The 20984-nt window shown below is 55.9% G+C and carries 20 protein-coding genes; 12 read left to right on the forward strand and 8 right to left on the reverse strand.

Annotated features, from left to right (window positions below; genetic code table 11):
• The first annotated feature begins 62 nt into the window (after positions 1-62).
• Entirely contained in the window at positions 63-911 is an 849-nt protein-coding gene (locus tag GS632_RS06875) for an acyl-homoserine-lactone synthase (RefSeq protein WP_171721493.1), read from the forward strand.
• 98 nt (positions 912-1009) lie between these two features.
• Here the strand turns inward: GS632_RS06875 and tig are convergent, their stop codons facing one another.
• From tig to GS632_RS06890, 3 genes are all read right to left on the reverse strand, one after another.
• Positions 1010-2341 (reverse strand): trigger factor, encoded by a 1332-nt coding sequence (gene tig, locus GS632_RS06880; protein WP_171721494.1) that lies wholly within the window; start codon positions 2339-2341, stop codon positions 1010-1012.
• 185 nt (positions 2342-2526) lie between these two features.
• Positions 2527-3651 carry a porin gene (locus GS632_RS06885; RefSeq protein WP_171234512.1) on the reverse strand — a complete coding sequence of 375 codons (1125 nt, stop codon included), beginning with the start codon at positions 3649-3651 and terminating at the stop codon, positions 2527-2529.
• 308 nt (positions 3652-3959) lie between these two features.
• Positions 3960-5564, reverse strand: coding sequence for an NAD(P)H-hydrate dehydratase (locus GS632_RS06890; protein ID WP_171237796.1), 1605 nt, complete (start codon positions 5562-5564; stop codon positions 3960-3962).
• 169 nt (positions 5565-5733) lie between these two features.
• Between GS632_RS06890 and GS632_RS06895 the strand changes: the two genes are divergently transcribed.
• From GS632_RS06895 to GS632_RS06915, 5 genes are all read left to right on the forward strand, one after another.
• Positions 5734-6072 carry a P-II family nitrogen regulator gene (locus GS632_RS06895; RefSeq protein WP_171179579.1) on the forward strand — a complete coding sequence of 113 codons (339 nt, stop codon included), beginning with the start codon at positions 5734-5736 and terminating at the stop codon, positions 6070-6072.
• Between the two features lie 33 nt (positions 6073-6105).
• Positions 6106-7512, forward strand: a complete 1407-nt coding sequence (glnA, locus tag GS632_RS06900) for a type I glutamate--ammonia ligase (RefSeq protein ID WP_171179577.1) — start codon at positions 6106-6108, stop codon at positions 7510-7512.
• A gap of 107 nt (positions 7513-7619) precedes the next feature.
• Entirely contained in the window at positions 7620-8255 is a 636-nt protein-coding gene (locus GS632_RS06905) for an MSMEG_1061 family FMN-dependent PPOX-type flavoprotein (protein ID WP_171237797.1), read from the forward strand.
• A gap of 66 nt (positions 8256-8321) precedes the next feature.
• The gene (locus GS632_RS06910; RefSeq protein ID WP_171237798.1) at positions 8322-9110 is read left to right on the forward strand and encodes a lytic transglycosylase domain-containing protein; all 789 of its coding nucleotides are present in this window, start codon (positions 8322-8324) and stop codon (positions 9108-9110) included.
• A gap of 199 nt (positions 9111-9309) precedes the next feature.
• Positions 9310-10221 (forward strand): hypothetical protein, encoded by a 912-nt coding sequence (locus GS632_RS06915; protein WP_371809969.1) that lies wholly within the window; start codon positions 9310-9312, stop codon positions 10219-10221.
• A gap of 35 nt (positions 10222-10256) precedes the next feature.
• Here GS632_RS06915 and GS632_RS06920 read toward each other — a convergent pair whose 3' ends face one another.
• Positions 10257-11000 (reverse strand): DUF3445 domain-containing protein, encoded by a 744-nt coding sequence (locus tag GS632_RS06920; RefSeq protein ID WP_171237800.1) that lies wholly within the window; start codon positions 10998-11000, stop codon positions 10257-10259.
• 122 nt (positions 11001-11122) lie between these two features.
• Between GS632_RS06920 and dddP the strand changes: the two genes are divergently transcribed.
• Both dddP and GS632_RS06930 read left to right on the forward strand, forming a co-directional pair.
• Positions 11123-12466, forward strand: a complete 1344-nt coding sequence (gene dddP, locus GS632_RS06925) for a dimethylsulfonioproprionate lyase DddP (protein ID WP_171237801.1) — start codon at positions 11123-11125, stop codon at positions 12464-12466.
• Positions 12467-12939: 473 nt separating this feature from the next.
• Positions 12940-14154 carry a bifunctional alpha/beta hydrolase/OsmC family protein gene (locus GS632_RS06930; protein WP_171179564.1) on the forward strand — a complete coding sequence of 405 codons (1215 nt, stop codon included), beginning with the start codon at positions 12940-12942 and terminating at the stop codon, positions 14152-14154.
• A 30-nt stretch (positions 14155-14184) separates the two neighbouring features.
• Here the strand turns inward: GS632_RS06930 and GS632_RS06935 are convergent, their stop codons facing one another.
• The 3 genes from GS632_RS06935 to GS632_RS06945 all read right to left on the reverse strand — a co-directional run bounded on the left by GS632_RS06935 (position 14185) and on the right by GS632_RS06945 (position 15580).
• A complete protein-coding gene (locus GS632_RS06935; RefSeq protein ID WP_171179562.1) occupies positions 14185-14508 on the reverse strand; it encodes a hypothetical protein in 324 nt (107 codons plus the stop codon).
• A gap of 12 nt (positions 14509-14520) precedes the next feature.
• Positions 14521-15081 (reverse strand): hypothetical protein, encoded by a 561-nt coding sequence (locus tag GS632_RS06940; protein ID WP_171237802.1) that lies wholly within the window; start codon positions 15079-15081, stop codon positions 14521-14523.
• A 166-nt stretch (positions 15082-15247) separates the two neighbouring features.
• On the reverse strand, positions 15248-15580 hold the full coding sequence (locus GS632_RS06945; protein ID WP_171721495.1) for a hypothetical protein: 333 nt from the start codon (positions 15578-15580) through the stop codon (positions 15248-15250).
• Between the two features lie 88 nt (positions 15581-15668).
• On the opposite strand from GS632_RS06945, the gene purB reads away from it, so the two are divergent.
• The 4 genes from purB (at position 15669) to GS632_RS06965 (ending at position 20115) form a co-directional block, all read left to right on the forward strand.
• Positions 15669-16973 (forward strand): adenylosuccinate lyase, encoded by a 1305-nt coding sequence (gene purB / locus GS632_RS06950; protein ID WP_171237804.1) that lies wholly within the window; start codon positions 15669-15671, stop codon positions 16971-16973.
• A 379-nt stretch (positions 16974-17352) separates the two neighbouring features.
• Positions 17353-17901: a hypothetical protein gene (locus tag GS632_RS06955; RefSeq protein WP_171721496.1), complete on the forward strand. Its 549-nt coding sequence runs from the start codon at positions 17353-17355 to the stop codon at positions 17899-17901.
• A 69-nt stretch (positions 17902-17970) separates the two neighbouring features.
• Positions 17971-19065, forward strand: a complete 1095-nt coding sequence (locus GS632_RS06960) for a flagellar motor switch protein FliG (protein WP_171721497.1) — start codon at positions 17971-17973, stop codon at positions 19063-19065.
• 126 nt (positions 19066-19191) lie between these two features.
• Complete coding sequence (locus GS632_RS06965) at positions 19192-20115, forward strand: lysophospholipid acyltransferase family protein (RefSeq protein ID WP_171237806.1); 924 nt, start codon at positions 19192-19194, stop codon at positions 20113-20115.
• Here GS632_RS06965 and GS632_RS06970 read toward each other — a convergent pair whose 3' ends face one another.
• Positions 20116-20817 carry a thioredoxin family protein gene (locus tag GS632_RS06970; protein ID WP_171237807.1) on the reverse strand — a complete coding sequence of 234 codons (702 nt, stop codon included), beginning with the start codon at positions 20815-20817 and terminating at the stop codon, positions 20116-20118. It lies immediately after the preceding gene.
• Positions 20818-20984: the final 167 nt, after the last annotated feature.

Below are 20984 nucleotides of genomic sequence, written 5' to 3' on the forward strand. Positions count from 1 at the left end.
AGTCCCCGATCACAATATGGTTAAATGTTGTGTCACGGTAACCAGACTGCAGGGGGATGGAAATGATCATCGTAATTGATGGTATCAACCAACATAAATTCAAAGACGTCCTGGACGATATGTTCAAGCTTCGGGCTCGTGTGTTCGGGGATCGTTTGGGCTGGGAAGTTAATATCGTGGACGGTCGCGAGCGCGACATGTTCGACGACCTAAATCCTGCGCATGTGGTCAGCATCGACGACGAGGGGGAAGTCGTCGGTTGTATGCGCCTGTTGCAGACAACTGGTCCACACATGTTGTCGGACGTATTCAACTCGATCTTGGACGGAGAGCCACCACTCCGCAGTTCGCAGGTTTGGGAAGCAACCCGTTTCTGCGTCGACACCAAGAAACTGGGCCGCGGCCGCGGCAAAAACTCTGTGTCCTATGTCACCAGCGAGGTCATGATCGGATCGTTCGAATATGCAAAAACCGCTGGCGTGCTGGATTCGATCGCCGTCATCGACCCGGTCATGAACCGCGTTCTCCAGCGATCAGGAAACGCTCCATATGACTACCTTGGCTCAGCCAAACCTATGGGTAAAGTGGTGGCAATGGCAGCTCTGATGGATTGCTCAGACGAGCGTATTTCGGGCATCCGCGACTATGCTGGCATCGATCACGATGTCTTTATGTCCGATGAACAGGCGCTGGAACTGTTTGCTCAGGGCAAAACTGAAGCGCCAGCCAACACCAACCACCAACCGCTCACCGATCTTGAGAAGTATTTTGTGGAACAGATGAACGCCGCAAAAACCGAAGCTGAGCGGCAGGATGTCCTTAAGCTGATAGAGACGCTGATGGACACGTTCACCCCAGAGCAGAGAACCGCTCTGTTAGAAACCCCCCGCGCTTTTGCTCATGAGGCCTGACCCCCTCACCTCATAGATACAAAAGCCACCCATGCGGAGCCGTCTGATCAACAGGCGGCTCCGTTGCTTTGTGCCCATTGGGAATGGGCGGAAGAGGATTAATCCTCTTCCAGAGCCTCTACGGCTTTTTGCAGATCGTCTTTGCTCACGTCCTTTTCGCTGACCTGAGCCAGCTCGAACACATAGTCGACAACCTTGTCTTCAAAGATCGGCGCACGCATTTGCTGCTGCATCTGAGCGTTCTGCTGAACGAACTCAAAGAACTGACGCTCTTGACCCGGGTACTGACGCGCCTGGTTCATGATCGCCTGTGTCATTTCCGCGTCGGTCACTTCAACCTCGGCCTTCTGGCCCAACTCGGCCAGCAGCAGACCGAGACGTACACGGCGCTCTGCAAGCTTGGTGTGCTCTTCCGTGGGCTCCACTTCGCCGTGGTCATGGCCTTCCACGTCCGGGTTTTCCTCGTGGAACAGCTGGTGCGCGATCTGCTTGGCTTCGGCTTCCACCAGCGACGGCGGCAGGTCGAACGAGACTTTCTCGTCCAGCACATCCAGCAGAGTGCGCTTCATGACCGCACGCGATGCACCGGCGTATTCTGCTTCCAGACGTTCGGAAATCTGCGCTTTCAGGGCGTCCAGATCTTCGGCGCCGAATTTCATGGCCAGTTCGTCGTTTACTTCTGCGGCCACCGGCTCCTTCACTTCTTTGATGGTGCAAGTGAAAACGGCATCTTTTCCAGCCAGGTGCTCGGCACCGTATTCTTCGGGGAAAGTGACGTTGACGTCCTTTTCTTCTTCAGCCTTCACACCAACCAACTGCTCTTCAAAGCCAGGGATGAAGCTGTTCGAGCCCAGAACCAAAGGATAATCTTCGGCCGATCCACCCTCGAACTCTTCGCCGTCAACCTTGCCGACAAAGTCGAATACGATCTGATCGCCATCTTTGGCTTTCGAACCTTTGCGACGCGCTTTGAAATCCTGCGCAGTTTCGGCCAGGTTGTTCAGTGCTTCTTCCACAGCAGCATCGTCAGCTTTGACAACCAGCTTCTCCAGCTCGACCGACTTCAGGTCAACCTCGGGAATTGCAGGCAGTGCCTCATAAGACATCGCCACTTCAACGTCGTCGCCTTCTTTCCAATCCTCGTTGGTCATCTTGACCTCGGGCTGCAGCGCAGGGCGGTCACCGCTGTCTTCAAAGTGCTGGTTCATCGCACCGTCGATGCTTTCCTGCATCGCTTCACCCAGCAGGCGCTGGCCAAACTGCTTCTTAAGCAGCGCCATCGGCACCTTGCCCTTGCGGAAACCTTTCATTTCGATTTCCGGCTGCGCTTCGGTCAGCTTTTCATTGACCTTGTCGTCCAGCTCGGCTGCGGTCACAACGATGTTGTAGCCACGTTTCAGACCTTCGTTCAGCGTCTCGGTAACCTGCATTATGGTAGTCCCCATAGGATTCGGGGCGCGCAAAAAGGGCGCGCCGGGCAAATTTGACGCCTTCTATTTGGCCAGCAGCTTACGTGCAAGGGGCAAAGGCGGAATCCAACAGCATTTGATCGCCTAAACCGCAAAAAAGAACGCCCCGGAAACCGGGGCGTTTACGTTTGGCGCTGTCACGTCGATCAGAACTTCCAACGCGCACCCAGAACCCAGGCTTCGTTGTTGTCAAAGGATGATCCGTCATCAAAGTCGTGGTTGCGGTATTTCAGGTAAACGTCTGTATCGATCGCGTCGACTTTCTGAACCACCGCGATACCCCAGGCCTTGGTGTCCGACCCGTTGCTGTCGAAATCCGAACCGTCATAGTAATCAATACCGACACCCGTCTTTCCCCATGAAATCCAGTTTCCTTCGTACGAAATTTTGCCGTACCAGTAATTCGGATCCGTTGCACCAGCCTGATCATCGTCACGCGTACCACCCGCGATCGTAAATCCCAGACCGCTCGGCAGCAGAACCGACGCAGAGCCTATCGTGTCTTTGCTATCCCCGGAATTGTCATCCCGATCTCTCACCGCATAAGCAATGGCTGCTGCGAATTTCACACCACCGGCAAAGGTGTTTTCATAGAACAGGCCAATGTCGTAATAGTCATCATCGTCGCTGCTGGACAGGATATTCTGACCGTACGCAAAACCAGCCGAAAACCCATTCAACGATGGCGTATCATACCGCACACGCCCACGGCGCCCGCCGTCAAAGTTGCTTGCGCTGTCTCCGACAGTAATTCCGCTCAGCAAACCGGTCGTATCGCGATAAAAGAAGCCTGCGTTTTCATCATTGGTAAACGAATAAAGCGCAGTTCCGACATAAGACAGATCGACCTCAGCGGCACCATCAGCGACCATACTGCCCTGACCGGCTGAGAACTTGCCATAGCCGCCCTTGAGCGAGAAATCCACGTGGCGAATGTCTTCGCGATTCCAGCCATCAGCGTTGGTTCCAAATTGATCGGCCGACGCGGACCCCGGCAAACCAAGACCCGTTTCAAACCAAAACTGGAACTCATTGCTGCCATATGGCTGCATCAGGCGCAGGCCCACGCGGCTGTTCGACAAATCGTTGTCCAAAACGCGGGTCTCGGTATCTTGTCCGTCATCGACCGAGATCAGCGCAGGGTGCAGTTGCCCGTACAGCAGAACATAACCACCAGTGTTGTTTTCATATTTCAGTTCTGCCGCAGCCGGGATGACCGTCGTCGCTGTCAACGTGGCGGCAACGGATAGGGTTTTGAATTTAAAAGTCATTTCACTCACCATGAATGGTTCGGGTCTTTCACCCCGTCTAATTGATTACCGAGCATCGACGTTCCAGATAACAGCGCGCTGTTTTGTAAAGGAATTGCAAATTCGCAACACTGGGCACAGCGGTCGTGAAAGTTTTACAATGTATTTCATTAACTTAAACACATCACCGCCAATCCGTTTCGGAGGTGCTCAGAAAAACTGTGCCGTCCGAATGTGTGTCTGGCAAACACTCGCTCTGTAATCATACAGACGCGATCGGCGGAATTTTGCCGGTTTTGTGTGGATTGAGCCATTCCCCGCCAACACACTCAAATATTCATCTTTCTAAACACTTCGGGCAGTTGCTCTGGAATATCTTCGGCGATCAAACCGGGCCCGAATTGGCGCGCGCATTCCACATGCAGCCACGCCGCCGTATCGGCTGCTTGCATCGGTGCAAACCCACGAGCCAGCAAACCCGTGATGAAACCCGCCAACACGTCGCCGGACCCAGCGGTTGCCAGCCAAGGGGCCGCCCTTTCGTAACACGCCGCATTGATCGAGCATTGTCCATCTGGTGACGCAATCACCGTATCCTGCCCTTTGAAGAGAACCACACACCCCGCCCGTTTCGCCGCGGCCCGCGTAGCGTCAACCTTGGAATAAGCCGGGCCTTTGGTTGGCACCGCATTCAGCTTCTCTGCAATGTCCGGGAAAAGCCTCGCAAACTCTCCACCATGCGGTGTCAGAACGCATTTCTCGTGAATCTGCTCAAATAAGACGCCCGGATCGTCTGCAAAAGCTGACAAGGCATCGGCATCCAACACTGTCGCCCGTCTCGCCGCCAAAGCCACAGAAACCAACGTACGAGCTCGCTGCAATCCAAGTGCTGGCCCCAGACAAAGCGCATTCAGGCGCGTGTCGCTCAGGACCTCAGCCAAACTCTCCGCCCCCTCAACCCGTTGCATCATCAAAGCCGTGATCTGACTGGCCACTTCCATCTGTGCCGAGGGCGGTACCCCCAATGTTACCAACCCGGCCCCAATTCGTAGCGCCCCCCGCGCCGCTAACCGCGCCGCGCCTGTTTTTCCGGAACCGCCCGAAAGGATTAGGGCGTGACCGTGGGTGTATTTGTGATCAGAGACATCTTTCGCGACCAAAACATCCTGTGAAGACATCAAGCGTACGACTCGGTCGAGCTCAGAATGAGCAAGACCGATGGACTTGTTTCTGACATTGCCGCACTTCAACGGTCCATCGGCCACCACATGCCCAATCTTTCTTGCATGGAAGGTGACCGTCAGATCGGCTTCAATCGCATTCCCGATCACATGACCGCTGTCTGCACACAGACCACTTGGGGTGTCGATCGAGACGATGCGCGCGCCCTTCTTTCGAACTAGAGATCTTGTTTCTTCGAGAGCCAAGAGAGCAAACACGCCGCTAAAGGGACGCGTCAACCCGGTTCCGAACAGCCCATCAACAATCAGGTCAAATCTGTCGGGAAAGCGCAAATAATCGTCATGAAACGGCGCAGGATCGATCACCCTGGAATGCGTTTCGCCAAGCTTGGCCCACCGCTCATAATTCACCCGCGCATCCGGAGGCAGCTTTTCTGGTTCCCCATACAGAAAAACCTCAACCTCCCATCCTAACTCTCGCAGAAGACGCGCAACAACAAACCCGTCGCCACCATTGTTCCCAGGCCCGCACAAAACCACCGCGCGCCAGGGATCCCCTTCATCTGGCCCCAAATACCTCGGGGAGCTCGAGGGGCTGGCCCCTCGATCCCGCAACTCCGGCCATTCCTCGAAGATCGCGTCGACAACGCCCAGCCCGGCCAGTTCCATCAGTTCCAGACCTGTCACTTTACCGGACTCGATGGCGGCCCGCTCAATCGCCCGCATTTGGGCCGCTGTCAGCAACTCTGTCATCTCAATCCTTTCCGCGATTCAATTTCGATTACTTTTTGTGCAACATGCCCAAAATCTCACCCAGCCTCGAAATTCGCCCTGCCCGCCGCACAACAATTCCGCAATCACATTGCCGCCTGATCTTAGACGTGATCACTGCGGGTCTGACAACCATGCGAGGTGAGCCGGGATGAAAAAGATCGAAGCGATCATCAAGCCGTTCAAACTGGACGAAGTGAAAGAGGCATTACAGGACGTCGGCGTCCAGGGCCTCAGCGTGATCGAAGTCAAAGGCTTCGGCCGCCAGAAAGGACACACGGAACTCTACCGTGGCGCAGAATATGTCGTCGACTTTCTGCCCAAGGTGAAGGTCGAGGTCGTGTTGGACGATGATCAGGTCGATGCCGCCATCGAAGCCATCGTTTCGGCCGCAAAAACCGACAAAATCGGTGATGGCAAAATTTTTGTCTCACCAATTGAACAAGCCATCCGTATCCGTACCGGCGAGACCGGTTCGGACGCGCTGTAAAACTCAAATCTTCAAGTCAGAGGAAACAAGAGAATGAGCAAGGACGCAGTTCTTCAGCTGATCAAGGAAGAAGACGCAGAATACGTCGACATCCGCTTCACCGACCCGCGCGGTAAGCTTCAGCACGTGACGATCATGGCCGATCAGGTCGACGAGGACTTCTTGGAAGAAGGCTTTATGTTCGACGGTTCGTCCATCGCGGGATGGAAATCGATCGAAGCTTCGGACATGAAACTGATGCCCGACACAGGCAGCGCCTATGTCGATCCGTTCTACGCGGAAAAGACCATCTGCCTGCACTGCTCGGTTGTTGAACCCGACACTGGCGAAGCATACGAGCGTGACCCGCGCGGTACTGCTCAGAAAGCCGAAGCTTACCTGAAAGCATCCGGCATCGGCGACGTTGCCTATATGGGTCCGGAAGCCGAGTTCTTCCTGTTCGACGATGTTCGTTTCTCGAACAGTATCAACAAAGTATCCTACGAAGTTGATGCGACCGACGCGTCGTGGAACACCGACACCGAGTACGAGATGGGCAACATGGGCCACCGTCCGGGCGTCAAGGGTGGCTACTTCCCGGTGAACCCGGTTGACGAAGCGCAGGATCTGCGTTCGGAAATGCTGTCGACCATGAAGCGTCTAGGCATGAAGGTCGACAAGCACCACCACGAGGTTGCCTCGTGCCAGCACGAACTGGGCCTGATCTTCGACAGCCTGACCAAACAAGCGGACGAGCTGCAGAAGTACAAATACGTTATCCACAACGTTGCGCATGCTTACGGCAAATCGGCGACCTTCATGCCGAAGCCGATCGCGGGTGACAACGGCACTGGTATGCACGTGAACATGTCGATCTGGAAAGACGGCAAGCCGTTGTTCGCAGGTGACAAATACGCCGACCTGTCAGACGAAGCACTCTACTTCATCGGCGGCATCCTGAAGCACGCCAAGACCCTGAACGCCTTCACCAACCCGGCGACCAACAGCTACAAGCGTCTGATCCCCGGCTTCGAAGCGCCCGTTCTGCGCGCCTACTCGGCCCGTAACCGTTCGGGTTGTGTCCGTATTCCATGGACCGAAAGCCCCAAAGCCAAGCGCGTTGAGGCCCGCTTCCCGGATCCGGCTGCGAACCCCTATCTGGCGTTTGCCGCACTGCTGATGGCTGGTCTGGACGGCATCAAGAACAAGATCGATCCGGGCGAAGCCATGGACAAGAACCTGTACGATCTGCCTGCCGAAGAACTGGCCGATATTCCGACCGTTTGCGGCAGCCTGCGCGAAGCTCTGGAAGCTCTGGCATCTGATCACGACTTCCTGCTGCAGGGCGACGTTTTCACCAAAGACCAGATCGACGGCTATATCGCACTGAAGATGGAAGAGGTCGAAACCTACGAGCACACCCCGCACCCGGTTGAATACGGCATGTATTACAGCTGCTAAGCTGGGCTTGGGTTTAAATCTGCAGGGGCGTCCAATCGGGCGCCCTTGTTTCGTTAGTGCTGATCTTTCACACTTCTGCCCATCGATCCCAATGCAGGAGAGATCGCATGAACGCTTTTTCAAAGTTTTCCAACATTGTGACCACGGCAGAGGACCTTGAGCGTATCACAGGCTCCCCTCTGCCTCAGATCCTCGCCAAAGAACTGAACGCGCTGGACCGGATGTGCCGCGACTTCATCGCAACGTCACCGTTCTGCTTGATCGCCTCGGCCAACCCTGACGGATACCTGGACATCTCACCAAGGGGGGACCCGGCTGGTTTTGTTCAGGTAGTGTCTGACACACTGATCGCCATCCCGGACAGGCCGGGCAACAAACGGGTGGATACCTTTCACAACGTTCTAAAGGACCCGCGTGTCAGCGTGATCTTCTTTGTGCCTGGCAAGATGGAGACACTCAGACTTAGGGGCGAGGCCCGGATCTGCGCAGACCCTCACCTGCTGGCAGAAATGGCTGTAGGTGGCCACCCCCCAAAACTGGCGCTGCTGATTCATGTTGAAACCGCTTTTGCGCATTGCCCCAAATGCGTTATCCGCGCGAACCTTTGGCAACCAGAGGATTGGCCAGATGCGTCCAACCTGCCAAACATGAACGCCATGATGGTAAAACATGCCCGCATCAAGGCCACCCCGGATGAATGGTTTGAGACGCTAAAGGAAAAAGGAGAGCTAGATCTCTACTAGCTTCTTTTCCGATCTCGACACCCGCGCTACGCTGAAGTCAGATTTCTTCTTCGTTGGATTTAACCTATGTTTCGCCTCGCTGCTATCCTTGCCTTGTCTCTAACCGCCCCCGCTTTGGCCGCCCCATGCGGGAATACCAGCGCTGGCTTTGAGGCGTGGAAAACCGATTTTGCGAAACAGGCACGAAAGGCCGGGGTGAAAAAAAAGGGATTACGTGCGCTGTCGCAAACGCAATACGCAACGCGCACCATCGCGGCGGACCGCAATCAGAAAAGCTTTAAATACTCACTGGACAAATTCATGCGGGTCCGAGGGGCCGACACTATCGTCGCTCAAGGGCGCAAACGCAAAGCCGCCAACCCCAACTATTATGCTGCGTTTGAGCGCCAATACGGTGTACCAGCAGGCGTGCTGATCGCCATTCATGGCATGGAAACCGGATTTGGAAACTTCATGGGCGACAGCCAGGTTGTGTCCGCAATAACCACTTTGGCCTATGATTGTCGCCGATCCGAGTTCTTTATTCCGCACGCAATTGGGGCGCTGAAATTGGTGGACAAGGGGAGTATCACAATGGCGACAAAAGGGGCAAAACATGGCGAGTTGGGCCACACGCAATTCCTGCCAGGCAATGCTCTGACCTATGGGGTCGATGCCACCGGCGACAGGCGTGTGGATTTCTACAACATGACGGACGCACTGGCTTCAACCGCAAATTTTCTTCGCAAGAAGGGCTGGAAACCGGGGCGCGGCTATCAGCCAGGAGAGCCAAATTTCCGTGTATTGCAGCAGTGGAACGCAGCCTCAGTGTATCAGCAATCCATCGCGATCATGGCCTCCCGAATCGATCAATAACGTCGCAGCACGGAAAACATGCGCAGCACCCGTTTTCGCCACATTTCCGCCACAGTGACAAACAAAAGCCTTTAGTTTCTTGGTTTCCAAAGCGTAATCAATCGCGGGAAAATTTCGGTTTTTTGCATTTTTCGCCAAATTCTCCCCCAGAACGGTTGCTAAAGTGTCTTTCGAACAAAGCTTGAATAAGGACAAAGCAGTGGCTCGGAAGCACAGCTACCATGGCGGCCTGCAATTTGATGGTGACGCAAACGGCGCTCTTGAGCGCTTTGGAACCATCGTTGCCACAACGCTTGAAGATTATGGCCATTTGGTCGAACGCAAAGCGTTGCTCAGTTATTCCGAATCTAGCATCGTATCGAGCCAATACTTGGTTCGCCTTACGCTGGATACAGGCACACCCGAGCAGGAAGACCGTTACGAGCGTATGGACCGTGCCGCGGGGTTAAAAACCATAACAAAACCCCGCGTGTCACATCCTCAAAACCGGCTCGTGCTATCAGTCACCCCCGTGTCCCCGTTATTGGATGATACTGAGATTTCGGAACTGATGCTGGTGGTCATTTTGTATCGCATGGTCGATATCTGCTCGACCCGGCGAGTCGAATGGCTTTCGCCGAGCACGGTGCTAACGGTCGAACAATTCATGAGCGCCTTCGACACCCTGGCGCCTAATCCCGCAACGCGCGACCGAAAACAGATTTTTCAGTCACTGACCGGTCAGTTCACCGGCGTCAACCTGCCCGAGCTGGACGACACTGTTAGTGCACTTCACGCCCCGACGGCACGTCCGATCCAGCTTACAGATGAGCAATTGCTCAGCATCGCGTTCCGCAGCGAAGACACGCCCCCGTTTGACCAGACCGCGCCTGGAGCCAAAATAACAGAAGATGGTGAACGCCCAAGCGATGTCTTGCGGCTGAGCAGCTGGTGCATGACAGGTGTTCTGGCCAGCGTTTCAGCGCCAATCGCTGTGTCAATGGCCGCCGTCAACCTGATCCGAGGCGAAGATTTCCGCCTGAATACCCAGGTGCTTGTGTTCACTTTTGCCATTGTAGCACTGAACGCCAGCAATGCGTTTGCCGATGTTGCAGATGCGTTGGGCATGTAACTGAATTACCAAGACCCTCCTTGGAGGCCCCGCCGTCAGGCGGGGTTTTCCATGTCTGCAACTGCGTGCGCGGCCAGCACATAAGTGTGGATGGAAAACACGACCGCGTTTGTTTCGGGCAGACGCAATAAAGTTTGCCGCTCGCTCCGCAAAAACGAGTTCTCGCGCCGATCCGGGATTTCTCGTCGGGCATGGGCTCTGCGGGGCTGGAACAGCTCGGGATCCTCGTACCAAAGAGCATTGAAACGCCACAACGGACGACCGGGCTGAATTCCGTCGAACAGTCTTTGCACACGCTTTGCAATATTGGCGTCGTAACTCTGAACCGGCACATGAATATCGACCAGAGGCCGCATGAATTTTTCCGACAAGCGCCAACTGGCCGGAAAGCACAGGATCGCCCCGGTCAAAACATGCTCTTCACCGAGTTTTTGGAGAATGCAGAAGTCTTCCTGCACCAATTTGCACAACGTATCCAACGGCTGGCTGCGATCAATGAGGACCGTCGCGCCATCGGGTCGGACAACTGCCTCAGCTGCTGACGGGTAAACGCGCGCCAAGACCATATCCAGCAGCTCTTGGGCGGCATGTTCGGCTTGCGGATCAAGGGCCAGAACGTCATCTCGGTGATCACAAAGCAGCTCTTCACGGCGCTGCATTTGACCGGAAAACGCCTCGTCCTGATGCAGCCAACCTTCAAGTGTTGTGGGCTGTATCCCGGGCAGAGCACGTGGATTACCAACATCATACGGGATTGTGTTTTGTAGAATCTGCCTCATGACAAAGACTTAGCACGCACGGAGCCACGTGTCGGTCGAAAACGACAGCCTCGCCGTCGCAATTTTGTCAGACGATACGGGTCGGCTCTTTAGTTTTGCCGCAGCATTTAAAGAGGCCCGCCATGAATCAACACTACCGAGACACGCGCAAGATTGACCCCAGCAAAGGCGCGACGTTGGGTGACGGTACTCCGAACGACAATGATCGGATTGAGATCGGACCAACGCAGTTGGCCTTTGACGAATGGGCCGCTGCGGGGCTTGAGCTGCCCAACCTGACGCGGATGCGGGAACACCGCTGGAAGCGACTGACACGGGCCATTGCAGATCGCGGCTATGACGGCTTGCTGATGTTTGACCCGTTGAACATTCGCTATGCCACCGACAGCACCAACATGCAGCTTTGGAACACGCATAACCCGTTTCGCGCGGTTCTGCTGTGCGCTGATGGCTATATGGTGATTTGGGACTACAAGAATTCGCCCTTCCTCAGCACATTCAACCCGCTGGTGCGTGAACAACGTTCGGGCGCCGATCTGTTTTACTTTGACCGGGGTGACAAGGTCGACGTGGCTGCGGATGTGTTCTCGAACGAAGTCCGGGTGCTGATCGAAGAACACAGTGGCGGCAACAAGCGACTGGCCGTCGACAAGATCATGCTGCACGGCCTGCGCGCACTTGAGGCGCAAGGGTTCGAGATCATGGAAGGCGAAGAGGTGACCGAAAAGACCCGCGCCATCAAAGGGCCTGACGAAATCCTCGCCATGCGCTGTGCCAGCCATGCCTGCGAGACGGCCGTTGCTGAAATGGAAAAGTTCGCGCGTGCCAATGTGGGCGACGGGAAAACCTCGGAAGACGACATCTGGGCTGTCCTGCATGCAGAAAACATCAAACGTGGCGGAGAATGGATCGAAACGCGCCTTCTGGCCTCAGGCCAGCGGACCAATCCTTGGTTTCAGGAATGCGGCCCTCGGATCACCCAGCAGAACGAGATCATCTCGTTCGACACCGACTTGATTGGGTCATACGGGATTTGCATCGACATTTCCCGCAGTTGGTGGATTGGCGATCAGAAGCCGCGTGAAGACATGATCTATGCCATGCAGCACGCGCATGAACACATCATGACCAACATGGAAATGCTCAAACCCGGCGTGATGATTCCGGAACTGACAGCAAACTCTCACAGGTTGGACGACAAGTTTCAGGCGCAGAAATACGGCTGCCTGATGCACGGCGTTGGCCTTTGTGACGAATGGCCGCTTGTGGCTTATCCGGATAAGGCCGTCGAAGGATCCTATGACTATGCGCTGGAACCGGGAATGGTTTTGTGTGTCGAAGCTTGCGTTGGCGAGGTCGGTGGTGACTTTAGCATCAAGCTAGAAGATCAGGTTCTCATTACCGAAGACGGGTACGAGAACCTGACCAAGTACCCATTTGATCCCCGCTTGATGGGGTTGGAGTGAGACCTAAGCCTCACTCTGACCAGTGCGATCTGCGGACATTTCCGTGCCAGTCTTCAAGAACTGGTTCGTCTTGAACCTGTGGCCCTGTTAGATTTGCGGGCCAGGACTGTCCGATTGCAAATCCAATGAGACCGGCCAGCAGCAGCGCGATGACCCACAGCGGGCGCGTCTCGGGCGGGCGGTGAATTCTGCGTGTGACATGTATATCTCCTAATGCAACATCTTCGCTGCATAGTTGTGTTCACACCGAGAATAAGTGAAATGAATGTTTGGCCGACATTACTTCACAATACTTGATGTGACTCCCAGAAATGCAAATCGCCTTTCAAACCTTCAGCGTAGTGATGATATTCGGGTGAAACGACACGTGCTCAGTTCTCACCTTCCCGTGACGCGACTGACATAAGGGTTGAGACCAGACCAACATGAACACAGTATTGTTCGTGTTCCCCCAACCCATTCAAGGAGCCGACATGCCCACGGAACGCATTACCTTTGCCGGACATGACGGCAGCCAATTGGCCGCACGACTGGATCTGCCTGACGGCCCGGTGCTGGCGACAGCGCTCTTTGCCCATTGTTTTACCTGCTCCAAAGACATCCCCGCAGCCCGGCGCATTTCGGCGCGCTTGGCAGCGATGGGGATTGCAGTACTGCGCTTTGACTTTACGGGGCTGGGCCATTCTGAGGGCGAGTTTGCCAATACGACCTTCACCTCGAATGTCCAGGATTTGATCGCTGCTGCGCAATTTCTGGCGGGGCGGAACATGGCACCGTCCTTGTTGATCGGCCATTCGCTGGGCGGTGCGGCGGTTTTGCGTGCACGCGCTGGCATTCCAACGGTAAAGGCTGTTGTGACACTGGGCGCGCCAGCAGATCCCGGTCACGTCTCACATCACTTCGAAGAGGCGCTGCCTCAGATCGAACAGGACGGAAGCGCCGAGGTGACTTTGGGTGGGCGCCCGTTCCGCATCGGCAAGGCCTTTGTGGATGACATTGCCCAATCCGCCCTGACCGCAGCGATCACCGACCTAAAAGCCGCTTTATTGATCCTGCACGCGCCACGCGACGAAACGGTCAGCATAGACAATGCCAGCACCATCTTTTTGGCGGCGAAGCATCCAAAAAGCTTTGTGACCCTTGATGATGCCGATCATCTGATCACGCGCGCGGCCGATGCCGAATACGCAGCCGATGTGATATCAGCTTGGGTTTCGCGGTATGTGAAACTGTGCCCGCCCGCCCCGCCGCCAGGCGCCCCGGAAGGCGTCGTCCGTGTGACCGAAGCAGACCCAAGCGGTTATATGCAGGATATTCAGGCCGGTCCGCATCACCACGCGGTCGCGGATGAACCAGCTTCTTACGGCGGTACGGATAAGGGCATGTCGCCTTACGGCTTTGTCTCATCCGGTCTGGGTGCCTGTACATCCATGACCATACGCATGTATGCGCGCCGAAAGAACTGGCCGTTGAAAAAGGTGAGCGTGGATGTCTGTCACGACAAGGTTCACGCTCAGGACGCCGGGCTGGCGAATGAAGGAAAGGTGGATCAGTTCCGTCGCAAAATCCGATTGATCGGCCCGCTGGATCAAGCGCAAAAGCAACGCTTGCTGGAAATTGCGGACAAGTGCCCTGTTCACCGGACGCTTGAGGGTTCAGCCCATATAACAACTGAGCTTCTGCCATAGAAAAAGGCCGCCCCTGTGCGGCCTTTGCGATCAACGACGCGGCGATGGCCGGTGAATAGGCGGCCGTGCAGCGGGCGGGCGCGCCGTTGGCGGCCTTGGCCGTGCAGGCGGTTTGGCAACCGGCGGCTGTGGCCGATCAGGGCGCGTTGGCCGATCTGGACGGTTTGGTCGATCTGGCCGATCGATGTCGATATTGACGTCACGACGGTAGTAATCGTTCCAGAGCATCGAGTCATAAAACGGGTCATACCCATAACCGACCCCGACCGAGACACCATCACAGGCCGACAGTGAAAACGTCGCAGCCCCCAGCCCCAGCGCAAGAGAAATCCGTCTGATGTTTCGCAAACTCATAGCACCCTCCCCTTACTGGAACGACCGGAACGACGCGAAAACCGCGTTCAGATCGTCGGCATAATCTGGATTAGCGCCGTCACGAAGGATGGCCACGGCAACTGCAACGCGGTTTTTTGGCAGATCAATTAGGGCCGCGGTAAAGCTGACTCCTTTGCTTTCCCGACGCCCGGTTCCCCGAAAAACACGCGCCGGCAATCCACCGATGCGGGTGTCGCTGGTGCTGGTGATGGTCGGGTCCTTGACCAGAAACTTGTCGATATCCTGCAAATAGCGGACACCATCCTCAATGGTCGCGACACCAGCGGGCGAGACAAAGCCCATCCAGACAGTATCATCAGTAACCGGGCGCATCCCCATGACGCGGGACACGGCACGCGTATCCCCCAACTCGGTATCTTCGATTTCGCGCGGGCCACCTGTACGCAGCGCCCAAAAGTCTGGAACATGAAAGCCGAACAGTGCGCGGCCATCCTGAGTATAAGTCACCGGGGTATCAGCTGCTGCGGACCCTACCCCACCCAACAAAATGGCAGCGCATGCAGCAAGCAATGGACCTGAAAATAAACGCATATCTCAATAACCTGATAGTTTCCTCACGCACAGCTTGAACTTTCAAGGCGCGGTTTGTCCAGTGCTGGCGCGTCGTGATCAGGTGGATTGAACCCGCGCATATCCACTTTCCTGGCGCTGCGGCCAGTGCCAACAGGTCTTGAACGCGTTAGGTCAGCACGCCCGCTTATTGGGCAAATGTGCCATCTGTCCGCCCCCCGGCATCGTCGACGAAACGGATCGTATCCTCGTTCCGAAAAACGTCGTAGCAAGCCCAAAGGTCCGAAGGTGGCCAGATCGAGCAATACTGGTCTTCGCGCACCACCCAGCGACCTGCACTCGGCCCACCCGAGAAATATTGCGTGACCATACTGGAGTCGAAAGTTTGCCAGACCCCGCTGCCATATTCCAATTTCTGGCCCGTCAAAGCTGCAAGGATTTCCTCGCCGGACAATTTCTGGAAGCCATCTGCGGCCAAAACACCCGGCCAAAGGGCCAAAATCAGGGCAAACCGTCTCATACCCGCTCTCACGTCTTGTTCCCTAACGCGCTCGGGGCTAAACCCCGCGCCAACGCCTCATCCCAACCACATAAAGGTGCTGCCGCCAATGATTCCCCGTTATTCCCGCCCTGACATGGTCGCCATCTGGTCGCCTCAGACCAAGTTTCGCATCTGGTACGAGATCGAGGCACATGCCTGCGACGCCATGGCCGATCTGGGCGTCATCCCGCGCGAAAATGCCGAGGCCGTGTGGAAAGCCAAGGATGTGGAGTTCGACGTAGCCCGTATTGATGAGATTGAGGCCGTCACCAAACACGATGTCATCGCCTTCCTGACCCATCTGGCCGAGCATGTGGGCAGCGAAGAAGCCCGTTTTGTGCATCAGGGAATGACCAGCTCGGACGTGCTGGATACCTGTTTGAACGTACAGCTGACCCGTGCTGCGGACCTGCTGATCGCCGATCTCGAAGGCCTTCTGGCCGCGCTCAAGCGTCGCGCGATTGAACACAAAAACACCGTTCGCATCGGTCGCAGCCATGGCATCCACGCAGAGCCTACCACCATGGGCCTGACCTTTGCCCGGTTCTATGCCGAGATGGATCGCAACCTGTCTCGGATGCGTGACGCTCGCGCGGAAATCGCCACCGGCGCGATCAGCGGCGCAGTTGGCACCTTCGCCAATATCGATCCGCGTGTTGAGGAACATGTCTGCGACCAGATGGGGCTTGTGCCGGAACCGATCAGCACACAAGTCATCCCGCGCGACCGCCACGCGGCCTTCTTTGCTACGCTAGGTGTGATCGCCAGCAGCATCGAGAATATCGCCATAGAAATCCGCCACATGCAGCGGACCGAAGTGCTGGAGGGTGCCGAGTTCTTCTCGATGGGTCAGAAAGGCTCCTCGGCCATGCCCCACAAGAAAAACCCTGTTCTGACCGAGAACCTGACAGGTCTGGCGCGCATGGTGCGCGCGGCCGTGATCCCGGCGATGGAAAACGTGGCGCTCTGGCACGAGCGCGACATCTCGCACTCTTCAGTCGAACGCATGATCGGACCGGACGCGACAATCACCCTGGACTTTGCGCTGGCACGACTGACAGGTGTGATCGACAAGATGCTGATCTTCCCCGAGAACATGCTCGAGAACATGAACAAGTTCCCCGGCCTTGTCATGAGCCAGAGGGTTTTGTTGGCACTGACCCAAGCCGGTGTCAGCCGTGAAGACGCATACGCCATGGTCCAACGCAACGCGCTGAAGGTCTGGGAACACCGGACCGACTTCAAGCAAGAGTTGCTGGCAGATGCGGATGTCACCGCTGCGCTCAGCCCTGAAGAAATCGAAGAAAAATTCGACCTTGGCTATCACACCAAGCATGTCGATACGATCTTTGCCCGTGTGTTTGGCGAGTAAAAATCAAGCAGATCAAACAGTTCAGGGGCCCGGTTCGTACGCAGCGATCCGGGCCTTGTTCTTTTGCCAGATCATCAAAAATCGGTTATCTTGTCCGCGCATTCCCGAACAGGAGAAGCTTGATGATCCGGACTTTGATTTGCGCATTGGCCCTTGGCTGCTCAGCCTCTGTCGCCTTGGCCTGCAGCGCCCATACTGAACAAACGCAGTCCTGCGCGCCGGGAACACAATGGGACGCCGAAGCCCATAGCTGCGTAAAAACTGTCAATAGCTGAGGTTTTTCTTTCCTACTTGTGAATAAAAGAGGCAGCGCAATTGTTAGCCTTTTATCAAATCGCGCTATGCTTGATCAGAGCAGCCCAGAGAACGGAGTAGGAAAATGCGCCTTGTTTTAGTTTCAGCTTTTGCCCTTCAGGCTTTTGCCTTTGCGCCGGCTTTGTATGCAGCCGGCGACGGTGGCAGCACCACGACCCCACCAAAACCAACGAACACGACCAAGAGGTGCCTTTTTGGCCGCGTCTACGACAAGGACGCGGGGCGTTGTGTCAAACCGAACAAGACCAATTTCACCGATGATGAACTGTATGACGCCGTGCGCGAGTTGGCTTATGATGGGCAATTCGAGAACGCTCAGAACATTCTGCGCATCATGGATCAGAACGATGATCGCGTCCTGACATATTGGGGTTTTACGTACCGCAAAATGGGTGAGCTTGAGCTGGCAAACGCCTTCTACACCAACGCCATCGAGTCCAACCCCGACAACATCCTCGCCCGCAGTTATATGGGACAGGGCTTTGTCGCCGAAGGCAGAACCGATCTGGCGATCGAGCAATGGCGCGAGATCAAAGCTCGTGGCGGCGAAGGAACCTGGGCCGAGGCATCCCTGCGCGAAGCCATTCGCACCGGGCTGACCTATAACTACTAAACTTCAAGGTTATTTAACCCGATTCTCCGTAATCTGCCTGTGGTTCAGAAATTTTGGCACCACAGGCAGATGCAGGACACAAACGCGTTGATACACACGGCACCCGGAGCAGCTGCTCCGCTTGCCAAGGGGAATAACGATAAACCACGGCTTGTTCCCCGGACATTGAGCAACCGACAAAAAGCAGCGGTTGTCGTCCGCCTTCTGCTGAGCGAAGGCGCGGATCTTCCGCTTGAGGAACTCCCTGACGATCTGCAAGAAAAATTAACCCATCAGCTTGGCGAAATGGGTCTTGTGGACCGCGTGACACTGGATGCCGTGGCGCAGGAGTTCGGCGAAGCACTGGATAACATCGGCCTGGCCTTTCCTCATGGCTTGGCTGGGGCGTTGGATGCGGTAACCGGCAAGATTGCCCCGAAAACAGCGGCACGCCTGCGCAAGGTGGCCGGGATACGACAGGTTGGTGACCCGTGGCAAAGGCTGCGCGACATCCCTGTCGAAGATCTTGCAGCCATGGCCCAAGCGGAAAGCACCGAAGTGGCCGCAGTGATGTTGTCAAAGATGGATACCGCGCAAGCCGCTCAGATGCTTGGACAAATGCCCGGCCCGGTGGCGCGTAGGATCACCTTTGCTGTCTCGAAAACAGCGAACGTTACCCCAGAGGCGGTCGAGCGGATCGGCTGGTCTCTGGCCGCGCAACTGGATCAGCGCCCGGTGCAGGCGTTTGATGACGGCCCCAGCGCACGCGTTGGCGCGATCTTAAACCAGTCAGCCGCGGCCACCCGCGACGACTTGTTGAACGCATTGGATGAAGACGATGCCGCCTTTGCAGAACTCGTACGTCAGTCGATCTTCACCTTTGCGCATATTTCGAACCGCATTACAGCCCGCGATGTTCCGGCCATCCTGCGCGAAGTGGACCAAGCCGTGCTTGTAACAGCCCTGGCCGGAGCTGCGGCAGATGACGACAAGGCATCGGTTGAATTTCTGCTGACAAATATCTCGTCACGCATGGCGGAAAACCTGCGTGAGGAAATGGGTGAACGCGGACGAGTCAAACAATCCGAGGCCGAAGAAGCGATGACTCAGGTCGTTGGCGCCATTCGAACACTGGTTGATGCAGGAACAATTGCTCTGGTCGAAACTGAGGAAGAGACTGAGTAGCATCAGGTTAGCAGATTTGCCCCTTAACATGCTCAGTTTGCCCATCATCTTGCTGAACGCTTGAGCTTGCCAAGATCGGCCTGTATGTCTGGCACGGAAATACCCATCACGCGGTGAGACGCCTCCATGCCCGTCGAAAAGTCGGAGCTCAGCAAGTTTGAGCTTGGAAAATACTATGTCGCCAATCTGTTCCTTCAGGGGGTTATCGGTGCTATGCGCCTTCTCCCGTATGAGCGGCGCATCTCAACCATGGGCGCGATTATGCGCGTTTTGGCCCCGGTCGTGGGGTTTCGTACACGCATCCGGCGGAACCTGAAGCTCACCTGCCCTGACCTGTCCGACGCCGAGGTCAAAAAGATTTGCCGTGACGTGCCCGACAACGCAGGTCGGGCGATCATGGAGCATTTCTCGCCAGAAGGATTTACTGAGCGTCAAAGTACAGCGAAAATTTCCGGCCCTGGTATTGCAGCATTTGATGCGGCCATTGCTGCAGGGCGTCCGGTCATGATGATCACTGCGCATTTTGGGCACTATCTGGCCGCGCGCATTGCCCTGCAAAAACACAGCGGCCAACCGATTGGCTGCCTGTACCGCCGCATGGCGAATCCTTACTTCAACGACGCCTATGTCGAGGCCTTTTATAAGACCGGTGCGCCCATGTTCGAGCAGGGGCGGCGCGGAATGGTTGAGATGGTGCGCACGCTGAAAAAGGGCGGGATCATTGCAATTGTGTCCGATCTCCATGCGATGGGCGGGGAAGAGCTTGTATTCTTCGGCAAACCCGCTGTCACATCTGTGCTGAACGCGGAACTGGCGATGAAATACAACGCGGAACTGATCCCATGTTATGCCGTGCGCCAGCCAAACGGCATCGATTTCGAAATCATACTGCACGATCCGGTTCCGCACACTGACCCGAAAACGATGACGCAATTCACCAATGACGACCTTGAGAAGATGGTACGTCAGCATATGGGTCAGTGGTTCTGGATCCACCGCCGCTGGAAGCATTGGAACGGGCTTGGCATTGCACCGGACGAGATGCCCTGATCACTTAACCCGCGTTGCGGCGACAATGGGACCATGACCCGCACGTTGCACCAAAACAACCGCCGGCAGGTCTGACCCAAGCTGGGCTGAGAAGGTTTGTGGTGCAGCCCCATCCCACTGCCCTGCCATCTGCCATGTTTCGACAACGTTGGCATAGTCCAGATCGTGCCCAGCCAGTTCTCCGCGGCGGATCGAGGCGTGGCGCATCGGCGAATACTGTACGATACGCACGTCGTAGGTCTCGCCCTCCGGCAATTCTACGGGCGTCACATTCACGGTTACTTCATCTGCTGTCCGGGTTGCAGTCACCGACGCTTCGGGTGCCGCCTTGAGATGAGCGTCAATCAAGCGGTCGAGCTCACGGGACTGCGCGCCCACAACATCATGCTGCCCATTTATCACCATCTGTGGCGTGTAGATCATCGAACGACCGCCTTCCCGGGCATACGCCCGCTGCCGCAAAGTATGATCCGGGTCGGCATATTCGTCCTTCCAACCGATGTAATCCCAATAATCCACGTGCAACGCCAGGCCAATCACATCGTCCCGCTTGGCCAGGTCGTGCATCAACCGGTCTGCCGGAGGGCAAGAGGAGCACCCCTGCGACGTAAACAACTCAACCACCACAGGGTCGCTCTCAGCCGCAGCAGAGGCAGCCATAAGCCAGGACATCAGGGCGGTTACAGCGGCGGATCTGAACATGTGGACTCTCGGTTTGGGCGGTTGATTTTCAGAAATAGCTGCTTTGGCATTCGACGACCAATCAAGGTTTCTTGAGGCTGGAATACATGTTTACCTTCGCAAATGTGTGCAATGGTATACAAAATTTACTCCTTTGTGCCCGTTCAACCTTGAACCAAGGGCCTTCG

This window comes from Ruegeria sp. HKCCD7296 (assembly GCF_013110775.1).
Classification (GTDB): Bacteria; Pseudomonadota; Alphaproteobacteria; order Rhodobacterales; family Rhodobacteraceae; genus Ruegeria.

Excerpts from the sequence above, each read along its gene's own strand:
- GS632_RS06875 (WP_171721493.1), top strand. The coding sequence starts at position 63 with ATGATCATCGTAATTGATGGTATCAACCAACATAAATTCAAAGACGTC.
- tig (WP_171721494.1), bottom strand. The coding sequence starts at position 2,341 with ATGCAGGTTACCGAGACGCTGAACGAAGGTCTGAAACGTGGCTACAAC.
- GS632_RS06885 (WP_171234512.1), bottom strand. The coding sequence starts at position 3,651 with ATGACTTTTAAATTCAAAACCCTATCCGTTGCCGCCACGTTGACAGCG.
- GS632_RS06890 (WP_171237796.1), bottom strand. The coding sequence starts at position 5,564 with ATGACAGAGTTGCTGACAGCGGCCCAAATGCGGGCGATTGAGCGGGCC.
- GS632_RS06895 (WP_171179579.1), top strand. The coding sequence starts at position 5,734 with ATGAAAAAGATCGAAGCGATCATCAAGCCGTTCAAACTGGACGAAGTG.
- glnA (WP_171179577.1), top strand. The coding sequence starts at position 6,106 with ATGAGCAAGGACGCAGTTCTTCAGCTGATCAAGGAAGAAGACGCAGAA.
- GS632_RS06905 (WP_171237797.1), top strand. The coding sequence starts at position 7,620 with ATGAACGCTTTTTCAAAGTTTTCCAACATTGTGACCACGGCAGAGGAC.
- GS632_RS06910 (WP_171237798.1), top strand. The coding sequence starts at position 8,322 with ATGTTTCGCCTCGCTGCTATCCTTGCCTTGTCTCTAACCGCCCCCGCT.
- GS632_RS06920 (WP_171237800.1), bottom strand. The coding sequence starts at position 11,000 with ATGAGGCAGATTCTACAAAACACAATCCCGTATGATGTTGGTAATCCA.
- dddP (WP_171237801.1), top strand. The coding sequence starts at position 11,123 with ATGAATCAACACTACCGAGACACGCGCAAGATTGACCCCAGCAAAGGC.
- GS632_RS06930 (WP_171179564.1), top strand. The coding sequence starts at position 12,940 with ATGCCCACGGAACGCATTACCTTTGCCGGACATGACGGCAGCCAATTG.
- GS632_RS06935 (WP_171179562.1), bottom strand. The coding sequence starts at position 14,508 with ATGAGTTTGCGAAACATCAGACGGATTTCTCTTGCGCTGGGGCTGGGG.
- GS632_RS06940 (WP_171237802.1), bottom strand. The coding sequence starts at position 15,081 with ATGCGTTTATTTTCAGGTCCATTGCTTGCTGCATGCGCTGCCATTTTG.
- GS632_RS06945 (WP_171721495.1), bottom strand. The coding sequence starts at position 15,580 with ATGAGACGGTTTGCCCTGATTTTGGCCCTTTGGCCGGGTGTTTTGGCC.
- purB (WP_171237804.1), top strand. The coding sequence starts at position 15,669 with ATGATTCCCCGTTATTCCCGCCCTGACATGGTCGCCATCTGGTCGCCT.
- GS632_RS06955 (WP_171721496.1), top strand. The coding sequence starts at position 17,353 with ATGCGCCTTGTTTTAGTTTCAGCTTTTGCCCTTCAGGCTTTTGCCTTT.
- GS632_RS06960 (WP_171721497.1), top strand. The coding sequence starts at position 17,971 with ATGCAGGACACAAACGCGTTGATACACACGGCACCCGGAGCAGCTGCT.
- GS632_RS06965 (WP_171237806.1), top strand. The coding sequence starts at position 19,192 with ATGCCCGTCGAAAAGTCGGAGCTCAGCAAGTTTGAGCTTGGAAAATAC.
- GS632_RS06970 (WP_171237807.1), bottom strand. The coding sequence starts at position 20,817 with ATGTTCAGATCCGCCGCTGTAACCGCCCTGATGTCCTGGCTTATGGCT.